Origin of the sequence: Pedobacter suwonensis (genome assembly GCF_044762335.1) — a bacterium.
Classification (GTDB): Bacteria; Bacteroidota; Bacteroidia; order Sphingobacteriales; family Sphingobacteriaceae; genus Pedobacter.
In genome coordinates this window covers 430053-443882 of the sequence record NZ_JBIWEB010000001.1, presented here as the reverse complement: position 1 = coordinate 443882, position 13830 = coordinate 430053, and the positions used below count along the sequence as shown (strand labels likewise).

15 protein-coding genes are annotated in these 13830 nt (G+C 40.1%); 11 read left to right on the top strand and 4 right to left on the bottom strand.

The window, feature by feature from the left end; translation table 11 throughout:
• Positions 1-35 precede the first annotated feature (35 nt).
• The 5 genes from ACIQXP_RS01780 to ACIQXP_RS01760 are packed head-to-tail and all read left to right on the top strand — an operon-like array spanning position 36 to position 5231.
• A complete protein-coding gene (locus tag ACIQXP_RS01780; protein ID WP_387504244.1) occupies positions 36-1553 on the top strand; it encodes an alpha-L-fucosidase in 1518 nt (505 codons plus the stop codon).
• A 21-nt stretch (positions 1554-1574) separates the two neighbouring features.
• Positions 1575-2843: an L-fucose:H+ symporter permease gene (fucP, locus tag ACIQXP_RS01775; RefSeq protein ID WP_387504245.1), complete on the top strand. Its 1269-nt coding sequence runs from the start codon at positions 1575-1577 to the stop codon at positions 2841-2843.
• A gap of 6 nt (positions 2844-2849) precedes the next feature.
• On the top strand, positions 2850-3185 hold the full coding sequence (locus ACIQXP_RS01770; RefSeq protein ID WP_293743332.1) for an L-rhamnose mutarotase: 336 nt from the start codon (positions 2850-2852) through the stop codon (positions 3183-3185).
• Positions 3178-4206: an aldo/keto reductase gene (locus ACIQXP_RS01765; protein WP_387504246.1), complete on the top strand. Its 1029-nt coding sequence runs from the start codon at positions 3178-3180 to the stop codon at positions 4204-4206. The genes ACIQXP_RS01770 and ACIQXP_RS01765 overlap by 8 nt, the downstream gene beginning before the upstream one ends.
• A gap of 5 nt (positions 4207-4211) precedes the next feature.
• Positions 4212-5231 (top strand): zinc-binding alcohol dehydrogenase family protein, encoded by a 1020-nt coding sequence (locus ACIQXP_RS01760; protein WP_387504247.1) that lies wholly within the window; start codon positions 4212-4214, stop codon positions 5229-5231.
• A gap of 424 nt (positions 5232-5655) precedes the next feature.
• On the opposite strand, the gene ACIQXP_RS01755 is transcribed toward ACIQXP_RS01760, so the two are convergent.
• Positions 5656-6549: a winged helix family transcriptional regulator gene (locus ACIQXP_RS01755; protein WP_387504248.1), complete on the bottom strand. Its 894-nt coding sequence runs from the start codon at positions 6547-6549 to the stop codon at positions 5656-5658.
• Between the two features lie 104 nt (positions 6550-6653).
• On the opposite strand from ACIQXP_RS01755, the gene ACIQXP_RS01750 reads away from it, so the two are divergent.
• Entirely contained in the window at positions 6654-7268 is a 615-nt protein-coding gene (locus ACIQXP_RS01750; RefSeq protein ID WP_293743336.1) for a hypothetical protein, read from the top strand.
• Between the two features lie 117 nt (positions 7269-7385).
• On the opposite strand, the gene ACIQXP_RS01745 is transcribed toward ACIQXP_RS01750, so the two are convergent.
• The gene (locus ACIQXP_RS01745) at positions 7386-8009 is read right to left on the bottom strand and encodes a TetR/AcrR family transcriptional regulator (RefSeq protein ID WP_293743337.1); all 624 of its coding nucleotides are present in this window, start codon (positions 8007-8009) and stop codon (positions 7386-7388) included.
• A 155-nt stretch (positions 8010-8164) separates the two neighbouring features.
• On the opposite strand from ACIQXP_RS01745, the gene ACIQXP_RS01740 reads away from it, so the two are divergent.
• From ACIQXP_RS01740 to ACIQXP_RS01720, 5 genes are all read left to right on the top strand, one after another.
• Positions 8165-8422: a hypothetical protein gene (locus ACIQXP_RS01740; protein ID WP_293743339.1), complete on the top strand. Its 258-nt coding sequence runs from the start codon at positions 8165-8167 to the stop codon at positions 8420-8422.
• A 6-nt stretch (positions 8423-8428) separates the two neighbouring features.
• Entirely contained in the window at positions 8429-9169 is a 741-nt protein-coding gene (locus ACIQXP_RS01735; RefSeq protein WP_293743340.1) for a DUF3667 domain-containing protein, read from the top strand.
• Between the two features lie 4 nt (positions 9170-9173).
• The gene (locus ACIQXP_RS01730) at positions 9174-9431 is read left to right on the top strand and encodes a DUF5694 domain-containing protein (protein ID WP_391527737.1); all 258 of its coding nucleotides are present in this window, start codon (positions 9174-9176) and stop codon (positions 9429-9431) included.
• Between the two features lie 192 nt (positions 9432-9623).
• Entirely contained in the window at positions 9624-10091 is a 468-nt protein-coding gene (locus ACIQXP_RS01725; protein ID WP_293743341.1) for a ribosomal L7/L12 family protein, read from the top strand.
• Positions 10092-10179: 88 nt separating this feature from the next.
• A complete protein-coding gene (locus ACIQXP_RS01720) occupies positions 10180-10455 on the top strand; it encodes a hypothetical protein (RefSeq protein WP_293743342.1) in 276 nt (91 codons plus the stop codon).
• 264 nt (positions 10456-10719) lie between these two features.
• Here ACIQXP_RS01720 and ACIQXP_RS01715 read toward each other — a convergent pair whose 3' ends face one another.
• Together ACIQXP_RS01715 and ACIQXP_RS01710 are read right to left on the bottom strand one after the other, a co-directional pair.
• Positions 10720-12360 carry a TldD/PmbA family protein gene (locus ACIQXP_RS01715; protein WP_387504249.1) on the bottom strand — a complete coding sequence of 547 codons (1641 nt, stop codon included), beginning with the start codon at positions 12358-12360 and terminating at the stop codon, positions 10720-10722.
• A gap of 152 nt (positions 12361-12512) precedes the next feature.
• The gene (locus ACIQXP_RS01710; RefSeq protein ID WP_293743345.1) at positions 12513-13829 is read right to left on the bottom strand and encodes a TldD/PmbA family protein; all 1317 of its coding nucleotides are present in this window, start codon (positions 13827-13829) and stop codon (positions 12513-12515) included.
• Position 13830 lies beyond the last annotated feature (1 nt).

Sequence of the window (13830 nt, the reverse complement as noted above, 5' to 3'; positions counted from 1 at the left end):
AATAGTAACCAGATATAAAAGGCGTTATTACACAAATGAGAAAAAAAATATCCATAGGCATTATTGCAATTTCCATGTTGCTAAATGCACAGGCTCAGCAAAAAAACACCAGCCCTGAGCAGGGTAAGTTCAAACCTACAGACGAATCTTTAAAGCAGTATCAATACCCCGAGTGGTTCCGTGATGCTAAATTTGGCATCTGGTCGCACTGGGGCCCCCAGGCAGTTCCCCGTCAGGGCGATTGGTATGCCCGTGGCATGTATCTGCAAGGAAATGATCAGAACAAATATCATGTAGCACATTACGGACCACCATCAAAATTTGGTTATAAAGATATTATTCCACTCTGGAAGGCAGAAAAATGGAACCCTGAACAATTGATGGCCCTTTATAAAAAAGCGGGTGCAAAATATTTTGTGAGTATGGGTTCACACCACGATATGTTTTTCTTGTGGGACTCGAAAATCCATAGATGGAATTCGGTTAAAATGGGGCCAAAAAAGGATGTAGTTGGCCTTTGGCAAAAAGCAGCAAAAAAAGAAGGCCTCCGTTTTGGGGTTTCTGAACACCTGGCTGCAAGTTTCAACTGGTTCCAACCCAGCCATGGAGCCGATAAAACCGGACCGCTTGCCGGGGTTCCGTATGATGGACATGATCCACAATATTCAGATTTGTACCATTTGCCAGCTGATTCAAGCAACATTAAAGAATGGCTGACCAACAATCCGGCATGGCATAAAAAATGGTTAACCTATGTAACCGAACTGATTGATAATTATCATCCCGATCTACTTTATTCCGATAGCAAAGTGCCTTTTGAAGAATATGGTCGTAAAATGGTGGCGCATTACTACAACCAAGACCTGGCTAAAAATAAAGGTAAACTTGAAGCGGTTTATACACCTAAAGAACCTTCTGAAGGTAAATGGGCGCAGGATGTGGAGCGTGGTGTACTCGATTCGATCAGTCCTTTCCCTTGGCAAACCGATACCTCAATTGGCGATTGGTATTACCGCACAGGCCAACGTTACAAAAGTACAAATGAAATTGCCCAGCTATTAATCGATGTGGTAAGTAAGAACGGAAACCTGCTGATTAATGTGGTGCAAACCCCTGAGGGCGACTTAGAACCCGATGTAATTAAAATTGTAACGGAGTTAGGCGAATGGACCAAAACTTATGGAGAAGGAATTTATGCCACAAGACCCTGGAAAGTGTATGGCGAGGGACCATCTACTATCAAATCGAACCAGAAAAAAGGAGATTTTGGGGGATTGGCCGATACACGCGATTATCAAGCTACGGATATCCGATATACTACAAAAGGGGGTAACCTTTTTGCGTTTTGCCTGAGCATGCCTGAAACAGAGATCAAAATGGAATTATTAGGAAAAAATTCTAAATATCTTGAAAAACCGATTCGTTCGGTTACCCTTCTGGGCAGTAAGGAAAAACTGGACTGGACACAAACCGATGGTGCACTGCTGATCAAAAAGCCTATGAATTACCCTGCCTGGGCGGTTACAGGATTTAAAATAGAATTTAAAAAATAAAAATGTACTCAATCTTTTTTGATGGAAAATAAGCGCTCCACATTGGCGGTAATATTAATTACCTCACTGTTTTTTTTATGGGGATTTGCCCACAATCTTGACCCTATATTAATTCCGCATTTAAAACGTTCATTTACGCTCACTACGGTACAGGCTACGCTTGTAGACTCGGCGGTTTTTATCGCCTATTTTGTAATGGCATTGCCGGCAGGTATCATCATGAAAAAATATGGCTATAAAAGTGGGATAATAATTGGTCTTTTGATATTTTCGGTAGGCTGTTATTTGTTTTTGCCTGCAGCCCAGGTGCAATCCTACAATTTCTTCCTGGCTGCACTTTTTATTATTGCATGCGGACTCACTATTCTGGAAACAGCGGCAAACCCCTATATTACCTTAGTCGGAAAACCGGAAACCTCTACTTTCAGACTAAATCTTGCCCAATCTTTTAACGGGCTTGCGGCTTCACTTGCACCAATCATTGGTGGTAAACTGATCTTGGTTGAGGGTGTATCAGATAGCGCGCTTGCAAAAATGGATCTGGCTACTCAAAAATCGGTACTGGCATCAGAAGCTACCTCTGTGCAGGGACCATATTTTGTGTTGGGGACCATATTGGTTATGCTGGCTGCTGTATTTTATTTTATCAAATTACCCGATATCAGAACAAATAATGAAGGGACGGCTAAACAAAGTTTTTGGCAGGTTTTTAAACATAAACATTTATCGTGGGCAATAGCTGCACAGTTTTTTTATGTTGGCGCACAGGTATCTGTATTTAGCTTGTTTATTCTTTATGCAACCAAATCAGCGGGTATTACAGATAAAGAGGCAACTTATTACTTAGGTGTCTGTGGTTTTGCATTTCTGATCGGACGTTTTTTTACTACTTTCCTGATGCGCTTTTTTAAGGCCCAATATTTATTGGTTACCTATGCCTTTATCAGTGCTCTGCTTTGCTTTGTTGCCATCATGGCTTCTGGCATCACAACGGTGTATGCCGTTATTGGCATTTGTTTTTTTATGTCGGTGATGTTTCCTACTATTTTCTCTCTGGGCATTAAAGACCTTAAAGAGGATACCGAACTGGGTAGTAGTTTAATTATCATGTCAATTGTGGGTGGCGCAATATTACCACGTTTTTTTGGATATTTGAGCGATGGAACGGGAAATATCCAGAATGGATATTATGTGCCCCTGGTTTGTTTTGTTGTGATTATGCTATTTGGCTTAATGGGGCAAAAAACGACAAGAAACGACATCATTAATCAACCGAATGAAATTTTATAATTAAAAATGAAAAGATACTGTTTAGCCCTCGATCTGGTGGACGATGAAAAACTGATCGCAGAATATGAAGCGTACCATGTTAATGGATGGCCTGAAATTAAACGCAGCATAATCGACTCGGGCATACTGGATATGCAGATTTACCGTGTTTCCAACCGCCTGTTTATGATTATGGAAACAAAAGACGATTTTAGCTTCGACAAAAAGGCACTGATGGATGCCTCCAACCCGAAGGTAGAGGAATGGGAAAAGCTGATGTGGAAATACCAACAGGCATTGCCATTTGCAAATCCCGGAGAAAAGTGGGTATTAATGAAAAACATATTTCAGTTAAATGCTTAACAAAAATAGACAGCAAGAGCCGGTAATAAACTTGCCTCCGGTTGTTTTTGGAACCAGTAGTTTGGGAAATCTTTATCAGGCAATAGATTATAATGTTAAACGGGAAGTTGTAAAAGCCTGTGTAGACTCTTCAAAACCAGTTACCTTTTTTGATTCGGCAGGTAAATATGGGGCAGGTCTCGCATTAGAATCGCTGGGGAAATGCTTGGCGGATTTGAAAGTAGATCCACAACAGGTAGTCATTAGCAATAAGCTGGGCTGGTACAGAACACCGCTTTTAACTCCCGAACCTACATTTGAGCCCGGTATCTGGAAGGATATTGAACATGATGCGGTACAGATGATCAGTTACGATGGGATATTAAAGTGTTTTGAGCAAGGTAACGAGCTTCTGGGCCATTACAAGGCACAGATGGTGTCGGTACACGATCCAGACGAATATCTTATTGCAAGCGAAAGTGAGGAAGATTATAAAGAACGTTATCAACAAATTCTTGATGCTTACATGGCTTTGGCCGAACTAAAATCTGCCGGCTTAGTTTCTTCAATCGGGGTAGGTGCAAAAGATTGGAAAATTATTCAGGCTATCGCGGCAGATGTTCATCTTGACTGGGTGATGATTGCCAACAGCTTAACGATCAAATCGCATCCCCATGATCTGATCGCATTTATAGAAGAGCTAGACCAGAAAAATATTAAAGTAATTAATTCGGCCATATTTAATGGCGGCTTTTTAACCGGCGGAGATTTTTATAATTACCAGCCGGTTGACGGGAATAGTTTGACGGGGAAAGCGCTTTTGGCCTGGAGGGATAAGTTTTATCAGGTTTGTAAAACGTTTGAGCTACTCCCTGCTGAGGCCTGTTTTAGTTTTTCTGCAGGTTTTCCCGGCGTAAAAAGCATTGCTTTAAATACCACACGGCCTGAAAAGGTGGCTGTTAATGCTGCGCTGGCCCAAAAAGAAATTCCTGCAGGGTTTTGGCAGGAAATGAAAACACAGGGATTAATTGAATTTTTATAATAAGGATGAAAGCATTAGTTTGTAATACACCGGGAGAATTTACCTATGTCAATAAAGAGATGCCATCAGTTGGAGATGGAATGGTATTGCTCAAAATGAGGAGACTGGGGATTTGTGGCACCGATTACCACGCATTTGAAGGTACACAGCCATTTTTCGAATATCCAAGAATCCTTGGCCACGAAATTGCTGCTGAAGTGGTAGAGGCTGGGGCAGGAGCAAGTTTTAAAACCGGAGATCTGGTTACCATTAGTCCATATTTTTATTGTGGAAAGTGCATTGCATGCCGAAGCGGCAGGACCAACTGTTGTGTAAATATTAAAGTTTTCGGGGTTCATATAGATGGCGCCATGCAAGAGTATATCACGGTTCCTGCAACTGCAATTGTTAGTGGGGAAGGATTAACTGTAGATGAACTTGCGCTGATAGAGCCATTGGCCATTGGAGCGCATGGCGTTGGCCTGGCACAGTTGGACAAAGGCGACACCGTGGTGATACTCGGCGCCGGACCTATCGGTTTGGGTACTATTGCCTTTGCCAAAATAAGTGGAGCTGAGGTTATCGTTATTGATGTAAATGATAACAGGTTATCTTTTTGCCGCGAGCGTTTCGGTATTAACCATACCATAAATCCATTAAAAACCGACGTTTTAGAGCAGCTATCAAAAATTACCGATGGAGAAATGGCGAAAGTGGTAATCGATTGTACCGGAAATTTAAATGCCATTAACAATGCTTTCAAATTTTTGGCACATACCGGTAAATTTATCATGATAGGCCTTCAGAAAGGTACGATTGAGGTAATACATCCTGAGTTTCATAAGCGTGAAGCGGTACTGATGAGCAGTAGAAATGCCTTGCCGCATGATTTTGCCTATGTGATTGATTGCATTAGACAAGGGCTGGTTAAACCGATGGATTTTATCACCCATAATGTTCCATTTACGGAAGTAAAAGAAAAGTTTAATCATTTGCTACAGGCAAATGAATCGCTGATCAAGGCATTGATCAGTTTTGACGAATAACGCCAAGGTATTTAATTCTAAAAAAGGAATTCCAGTAATTAAAGAGCAGGACTAGTTTTGTATATCAAATCTAGTCCTGTTTTTTATAATTTTACATCGATCACATCCTGAAATTTGCAGAGAGAAAGCTGTTGTTTATATTCATTTAATAGCATAAATTACCGCTATTATTTACAAATTCACTGCTACGCTCATTATTCTCGCTCATGCGTCAATCTTGAGCAGGTTGCACTATTACACTACTGTAGCTATATAAGACGAACTTGGCAAACAAATAATTATCCTACTTATAGTGGTAATTTGTAAATATCTGTCCTGAGCTTGCGGAGTGGACTTCTTAGCAGGTATCGACAGCTTTCTCAACAGCCGATAAGTTCACAGGGATAAATTAGCGGTGAAATTAAAATATGATATCGTTTTCTATTTAACCCTTAATTTCAAGCTTATATCCCTTGGCGCGGACCACAATAATATTGATGTTTGGATCAGGTGCCAGTTTTTTTCTCAGTTTTGATATAAACATATCCAGGCTACGGCCAACAATAATCCCTTCATCTTCCCATATTTCTTTTTGCAGCCGGCTTCTCTCTATGGTTTCGTTAGGAGACTGGGCGAAGATGAGCAGTAATCTTGTTTCCGTGCCAGTTAATGCTATTGTTTCTTTATTTAGGGTAAGCTTACGGTTTTTAGCATCAAACAGAACTGAACTTAAAGTTATCAGGTCGTGATGTTCATCATCATTGGGTAAAGCCTTTCTGGGTTTAACCGATCTAAAGAAAATAAAGCCAACAAAAGCTAAAAATGGCAGGCTACCGAGCAGATAGCTGTGCTTTTTGGTGATTATGCCTGTAGTTTTCAGTTGAATGTTGATCATATATTGTGCTTTTGGTTGTTTTCTTCCTATGCAGGCTATAATTTCATCTTTTTTGTTGTGGGCTATTGCGTAGCCATAAACAGTGCTTGAATCGTTAATATTGATTACTTTAACTACGTAGTCACCTGTCATTGGATCATTTGCTAGCAAACGTTTAGTCGTATTCACCAGGGTGATGGGGTTGAAACTAAATTCATGCTCAAACTGAATTTGATATTCATTTTCCGCAACCTTTTTTATCGGAAGCACCCTGGATATACTATCGCCCGATTGTAAAAGTAGTTCATCTCCGATGCGACGAAATAAAACCTCTCTTCTCGAAAGCTGAAAATTATCATTATCCGAAATACTGAAAGCTGCAAAAATCATGATGAAAGATAAAAGCAGTAATGCCCCAAAGAGGTACATGCTTTTACCCGTGAAGAGGTTTTGACTAAGTTGCATAATGTCAATGTTTTATTTACAAAGTTTACATTTTTATTTACAATCCTGCTTCTTCAGACGGATAAATATCAAAGTAAGTTTGTTTCATTAATTTTTAAAAAGATATGGAAAATAAACAAAAACCCTTAAACAAATCTGATTTATCAGCAGATAGATCGATGATGATCAAACCAGCAAAAAAAAGGAACAAAATGATGTATATGTTGATTTTGCCGCTGGTGGTGGTAAGCGGATTAGTATTTGCTAATCGTGAAATTAAAAATGAGAACAAAATGCTAAGCTCAAAACCCCTTTCTGCTGCTCAAAGAGATGCCGAGAAGAAAAAATGGGAGGTTAGCCCTGATGGTATTAAATTTAAAAAATGGGAATCGTCACCTACAGGAAAATATTTACATGCCAGTGCTGCTAAGATAAGAAAAGATATAATTGAATTTACAGATATGGAAGCCGTGGTAACGGCATTAACGCTTCCGCCCGGATCAAGATTAGGGTTCGGTGTAATGGCCCGCATCAATGGTGCCGATTACATTGTAAATTTTGAGGCAGAAAAGTCTCAACTTGCACCATTGAATAGCTTAAAGATTAACGATAAGATCATGGTCAGAAGCCGTAATATGTCATACGCACCTAAGTATTCATATCCGATAGTATCTGCAGAATATGTAGAACGGGATAATAAGGTAATTTTTAAACGCTTACCACGCAAAGGTGGTTGCTAAGCAGATTAATAACGTCGTAAATTTAATGATGCTATTGTAGCCTGTTATAAGGTTGATAACAAATTATGCATTCAAGAAGAAAATGGAAAGGAAGTATCTAAACTTTCTTCCATTTTCTTACTCATAAGTTTTATCGATCAAAAACGAGATGGCATTTTCAATTTCCGATCGTCCATCTGCACTTTTCAGGTCCAATCCACAAAATGTACAATCGTTTGTGGTGGCATAAATGTCGAGGTAGTAAATTCCCGAAATCAGCAATGCAATAATGGCCCGGTATCTTTTGGAATTTTTCTCGAAATGAGGATCAGTAATGCCTTCAAATAAGCGCGCTCCGTTTTCTTCGCGATCGTTCGCCAGTTTTTTCAAGGATCTACGGTTGTCTAATAATCCCCAAAGCAGAATTTTCTGGATATTTTTATTCTTGAAAACATAATCGAATTGAGAGAGAAGCATGTCTTTAGAAAATTTTTTTCCTCCATCTTTTATCAAAGCTCCACCCGATTCATCTTTTACATTGCTCCAAAAATCCTGTGATCGGATGTATTCATCAATCAGACCGTCCTTCCCTCCAAAATAATTATAGATTAATTTTTTGTCCAAACCTGCAGTACGTGCAATATCATTGACCTTTAGGCCTGAAAAACCTTTGGTATGCAGTATTTTTTCTACCGCATATAAAAATTTCTGTTTGCTTTTTTCTTTGTTCCTAAACGGTTTCGCTTCTGTTTCCTCTTCCATATCATATAAATAACCAACGGGAAAATTACATAATCATTTTAAATATTTTTATCACCAATTGGTGATATGTTGTATATTTGTCTAGTCGGGGCAATTGGTAAAATAATGACGAAGCGCTCTGCAAGACCCAAATTACATTAATCTGAGCAAACGATATGAAAAAGGAAACTTCCATTTCGGCAATACCTGTAGAAGAATTGTATAAAAAGAAAAAAAGTTTGCAGGGTGCACTGCTTGGGCTTGGCCTGGTATTGCTCGTTGCTACTGCAGTTATCATCTATCTGGCCTTTTCATCTAACATGCCCAAAGTACTGATGATCGTTCCGTTTTGCAGTTCGCTAACACTATTTCCAGCTTTTATCAGCTTGTCGCAGATTAATACTGAACTTAAAAACAGAAACGCCAAATCATAGCCAGCCATGTCAACAGATTGCCTCAATTGTGGCGCTCCGGTGATGCAGAATTACTGTGCAAACTGTGGGCAAAAGTCTACTACACATCGTTATTCCATTAAACACTTTATTGAACATGATTTTATTCATGGGGTTTGGCATGTAGACAAAGGCATTTTATTTACCCTGAAAAGTCTGTTCACCCGGCCGGGGCACAGTGTCCGCGAATACATTCAGGGCAAAAGGGTTCCTTATTTTAGTTTTATTACGCTCATCCTGCTCATTCTTACGGTATCAGGTCTCATAGCGCCCTATGCACATGGCAATATGTCCGATCTGATGCCTAAGGGGGGCAAAGCAATGATGAACGATCTCGAGAAATTCATCTCTCATTATCCCAAACTGATACTCATTATCACAATTCCTGTTTATTCGTGCTTCAGTTTAATCTGGTTTAGAAAAGCGAAGCTTAATTTCTCAGAACACCTGGTTTTAAACTCGTACCGTGTGATTGTGGAAATGATCATTGGTCTTCTTGTTTCGACCCTGACCATATTCTATCACAATACCCAGGTGCTGTTATTTCTATACTTCGGTGTATTAAGCTTTTTCGGTCTTTTCTATAGCATTTGGTTTTATTATCAGTTTTTTTCGGCCTTTAACTATCGTAAAATCGCTTTGATTTTAAGAAGTACCCTCGTTCCGGTATCGTATAATTTACTCGCTCTTCTACTTGGCATTATTTACGCTGTTATTGTAAAACGTTGATTTTATTAGGCGAACACCGTTTAAACAAGGGACTTTATATTTCATTACTAACAGAATCAGTGCTAAAGCCAATTTTTTTGCCTGGACCTGGTATCCCCCCTGGTATAAAAGAAATTTGATTAGGTATGCAAATGTATCGAACCAGGTTTTGCAGGCAGACGAAAATATTGTGGTTATTGCGGGGCGCGCTGCTGTGATGGAAGATTTTATCGGAAATAAATTAATCAGGATTAATGAGGTTTTGAAGAGATATATTCTTTAGACCAAGTCAAAAACCTATCTTTTTCTTTCCTTGGATACCACTTTTAAAACGGACAGATTGTTATGAAACATTACTCTTCGTTCAGAATGAAAGTAAGATCTGTTGGCTGCTGATATTTAAACAGCGTAGCGGAGTGGCAAAAGCAAGGTAGAAATCTCATTTTTCGGAATACATTTTGCTAAATTATAAGTGATGATTAATGTTAGTCCCGAAACAAAACAGCAAGCCTTATTATTCCTCGCAAGAGATCAGAAAGTGGCAGCTGTCAAAATAATTAAAGATCAGAGTAACTGCGGTTTAAAAGAAGCTAAAGATTATGTAGATGCCTTAGAAGGCGGAGTACAGCAACCAATAACCAAACTCGGCAATTTGGACACTGAGCTACTGGCTATTTTAAATCAGGGCAATAAACTAAACGCCATTAAGCGTTATAAGGATGCCACAGGTTCGGGGTTGGCAGAAAGTAAAGATTATGTGGAAAAGTTGATCCGCTCTGAGGTTACCGGCAATGTGATACAGCGAAGCAGGGATGCGGAGATCAAAGATATCGTTTCTGACCATGTAGGGGATAACCAAAATCCTATTCAAAAATTTTTGATAAAACTATTGATTATTGTTATGGCTTCAGCAGCTTTAACTTATATTCTGTTTAACATGTAGTAAAAAGTGATGCAATATTTCTGATAGAATTAAAATGCGTGAATTAAAATCATTAATTTGATTTCACACTCAAATAAATCTTTAGAATATGAAAATTACATTGGATTCCAAATCCCTTTTATTGGGATTTTTTGGCGCTGCCATTATGTTTACCGCCATCAGTTTTAAAAATAGTCAGGATCAAACGGGCGGAAGGTACCGTACGGAAGTGAATGCCACTAACATGGTTGTGATCGTGGATAGCGAGACCGGAAATTACATCATTGCACCAGAGATAAAGGACATCGGTAAAGTACAATGGGTAAAGGGTGAGTTTAATAAGACTTTTGATACTGCGATTGATAATAAAAAGGAACCGAAATAACAAAAGGAGTATTTTTATACCATTGTGCATCCTGTTTTCAAAAATGTCAATCCTGGGCGCAACGAAGGATCTTTCAAGTGTAAATATACTACCTTATAGAAGGATTCTTCAATGCGTTCAGAATAACAGCAGGGGGCTTCGTATAAAGGATGCGTACGAAAAGCATAGCTGTTCAAGCGCAGATTCCAATGCTATTTTTCAATTTTCAATACTGAGTGCAACGAAGGATTGTTTAAAGTTAGTTTATATCTGTCAGCGATAAATCTACCCCAACTTCCTGCCGGTATTAATTACATTAACGCCATTAAAACGTGTGGTTGCGCTACCATGCGAAACGGCGCTTACCTGCCCTGGCTGACCTTTACCATCTGAAAATGTCCCGCCCAGGCGATAATCGTTTTTGTCGCAGCGCTGTACGCATGAATTCCAGAATTCCTGGGTATTGGCCTGATAGGCCGCGTCTTTTAACATGCCGACAATTTTGCCTTCTTTAATTTCATAAGCCAGCTGTGCGCTAAATTGAAAATTATAACGCTGCTGGTCGATAGAGTAAGAGTTCCGGCCAAACATATAAATACCTTTTTCTACATTTTTAACCATGTCGGCTGCACTTAATTCGATATTTCCAGGCGCCAATGATACATTCGGCATCCGCTGAAACTGGATGCTGTCCCAACTGTCGGCATAACAACAACCCTGCGATTCTTTTAGTCCTAAAATATGAGCCTGATCGCGGATGGTTTGATAATTTACCAAAATTCCATCTTTAATGATGTCCCATTTACCACATTTTACGCCCTCATCATCATAGCCTACTGCACCTAACGACCCTGGTTCAAGTTTATCACCAATAATATTCACTTCTTTGCTGCCGAAGTTGAATTTTTTTGATTCCCACTTATCCAATGTCAGGAAACTGGTTCCGGCATAATTGGCTTCATAACCTAAAACCCGGTCTAGTTCTGTGGGATGGCCGACAGATTCATGTATGGTTAGAAAGAGGTGTGACGGATCTAAAACCAGGTCGTATTTACCTGGTGTTATGGGTTTCGCTTTTAATTTCTCATTAACATGTACTGCAGCTTCGCGGACATCTTCTAGCATATCGTAACGTTTTTTGTACATGGTAACCGGCCCGCCTTTTATCTTTTCTTCATCTTTGGGCTTCAGGTACTCGAAACCCATACCCATTGGTGCGCTTAAAGCATTTCTGGTTTCGAACTTGCCGCTGGCAGAATCTGTTTTGGTCAGGGTAAAGGTTGGCCATATCCTGTGGATATCCTGATTGATGTAAGATCCGTCAGTAGAGGCAAAATATTTTTGTTCATTGACCATGAAGAGATTGGAACTGATATATTTAGCGCCACCTTTCATGGCCTCGCTATTTACATTTAAGAGGAGATCAACTTTGTCGGCAATGGGCACTTCAAAGGCATTGATTTCAATGGGTGTTTTCCAGCTTACCTCGCCAAAACCCTTTTGCGCGGCTATTCTTACAGGTTCTTCCATTAATCTGGCATTTCCTTTAGCTATGGCCACGGCAGCTTCAGCAGCCTTGGCAATGCTGCTGTGGTCCATGTTGTTTGTTGCGGCAAAACCCCAGCTTCCATTGGCAATCACGCGAACACCTAACCCATAGGATTCAGAATTGGAAATGTTTTCTACCCGGGTTTCCCTGGTGGCCACAACCTGGTTCAAATATCTTCCTATACGAACATCAGCATAAGTGGCACCTTTGCTTTTGGCTGCATTGAGCGCAACATCGGCCATTTTTTTCTTTAAAGCAACATCAACAGGCGTTAAAGATTCTTCAACAGAAATCATTTTGCCGAAGGCCGGGATATTTGGCATCATACCGGCGGTAAAGCCAACACCGGTCATGTATAAGAAATCTCTTCTTCTCAATTTTTAGTTGTTTTAAATTCTTAAGTTGGTCGTCATTCCCAACTTGATTGGGAATCGTAATGCAATAGCTTTAGGATTCCCGCCTGCGCGGGAATGACGAATTGCTTATGTCTGTACTTCAGTCTAGATGACGATATGTAGGCTGGAGCTAGTTAAACCGCGTCTGATAATGAAGTGAATGTAAAATCCCTGATTTTCATCGGTGGGATCAATCCGCTTCCGGTTCTTACCGGCTTGCCCAAAGCTTCTACATTGTTAAGCATAATAACGGGACTTTCATTGAACCTGAAATTCTTGATCGGGAATTTGATCTCGCCGTTTTCAATGTAAAAAGTACCATCACGGGTTAATCCGGTCAATAATAAGGTTTGCGGGTCTACTGAGCGGATATACCAGAAGCGTGTAACCAATATCCCTTTTTCCGTGCTCTTGATTAAATCTTCCAATGATTGATTGCCGCCTTCAATGATCATGCTGCGGCTAAAAGGAAGTGGTTTGACATTTTTTTGCGCAGCCCAGTATCTCGAATAAGAAAGGTTTTTTACCACTCCTTTTTCTACCCATTGCGTTCTGGTTACCGGCAAACCTTCTCCGGTAAATGTAGCAGATGGAATTTCAGCATTCATCGGGTCAGAATAGATATTCACATTTTCGGAGAATAATTGTTCGCCTAAACGTGTACCGCCGCCTTTTTTGCTCATAAAACTCCGGCCTTCATCAGCACTGCGGGCATCAAAGCCCCTAAACATATTGCCAATAATATCGCTGGCAGCAAGTGGCTCTAAAATTACAGTATACTTTCCTGGCTCAATGGCTTTTGCGCCTGCCGAGCCATTGGCTTTGTTTGCCGCAATTTTACTGAGTGCCAGGGTGTCCATTTTATCCAGATCATTAAAATCCTGCTCTACATAACCGGAACCTGTTCCCTGTTTGTTTCTTACTGTAACAGAAAAGGAAACATTTGTCCCTTTATTATAAGCAAACAAACCTTTCGAGTTCATAATGGCATTGAAACGGGTAGCATTTTCAAGGAAACCAGCAGCATCCAGGTTCGCAGCTTTAGATACGCTCAAACTTTTACCCACCATTTCGGCCCGGGTATCTGGGGTAATAGCAGCTGTTTTATCATTATAGTTATTCGATTCTGCAAAGGTTTGTGGACCTAGGGGTGGCATAAATTCGGGATTCTCTGGCGCCAGCATGGCCAGCTCTTCTGCTCTCTTTACTACTTTTTGCAAAGAGGCATCATCAAATTCATTGATAGAGGCAGAACCGGTTTTCTTTCCAAACGTGGAACTTACGCCTAAGCTCATGGTATTGATCTGGCCTGCGGTAGAAACGGCATTACGGGCATAACGGATGTTACCTCCATCAGCGCCGGTTAAACTTACCTCACAAAAATCGGCTTTCGAATAACCGATTACTTTTTTTAATATCGCCTGGGCTTCTTCTTTACTTAATATGGCCATA

Coding starts and splice junctions, on each gene's coding strand:
- ACIQXP_RS01740 (WP_293743339.1), top strand. CDS start 8,165: ATGAAAAAGGAAACTTCCATTTCGGCAATACCTGTAGAAGAATTGTAT.
- ACIQXP_RS01755 (WP_387504248.1), bottom strand. CDS start 6,549: ATGCAACTTAGTCAAAACCTCTTCACGGGTAAAAGCATGTACCTCTTT.
- ACIQXP_RS01735 (WP_293743340.1), top strand. CDS start 8,429: ATGTCAACAGATTGCCTCAATTGTGGCGCTCCGGTGATGCAGAATTAC.
- ACIQXP_RS01710 (WP_293743345.1), bottom strand. CDS start 13,829: ATGGCCATATTAAGTAAAGAAGAAGCCCAGGCGATATTAAAAAAAGTA.
- ACIQXP_RS01780 (WP_387504244.1), top strand. CDS start 36: ATGAGAAAAAAAATATCCATAGGCATTATTGCAATTTCCATGTTGCTA.
- ACIQXP_RS01745 (WP_293743337.1), bottom strand. CDS start 8,009: ATGGAAGAGGAAACAGAAGCGAAACCGTTTAGGAACAAAGAAAAAAGC.
- ACIQXP_RS01725 (WP_293743341.1), top strand. CDS start 9,624: ATGATTAATGTTAGTCCCGAAACAAAACAGCAAGCCTTATTATTCCTC.
- ACIQXP_RS01750 (WP_293743336.1), top strand. CDS start 6,654: ATGGAAAATAAACAAAAACCCTTAAACAAATCTGATTTATCAGCAGAT.
- fucP (WP_387504245.1), top strand. CDS start 1,575: ATGGAAAATAAGCGCTCCACATTGGCGGTAATATTAATTACCTCACTG.
- ACIQXP_RS01770 (WP_293743332.1), top strand. CDS start 2,850: ATGAAAAGATACTGTTTAGCCCTCGATCTGGTGGACGATGAAAAACTG.
- ACIQXP_RS01760 (WP_387504247.1), top strand. CDS start 4,212: ATGAAAGCATTAGTTTGTAATACACCGGGAGAATTTACCTATGTCAAT.
- ACIQXP_RS01720 (WP_293743342.1), top strand. CDS start 10,180: ATGAAAATTACATTGGATTCCAAATCCCTTTTATTGGGATTTTTTGGC.
- ACIQXP_RS01765 (WP_387504246.1), top strand. CDS start 3,178: ATGCTTAACAAAAATAGACAGCAAGAGCCGGTAATAAACTTGCCTCCG.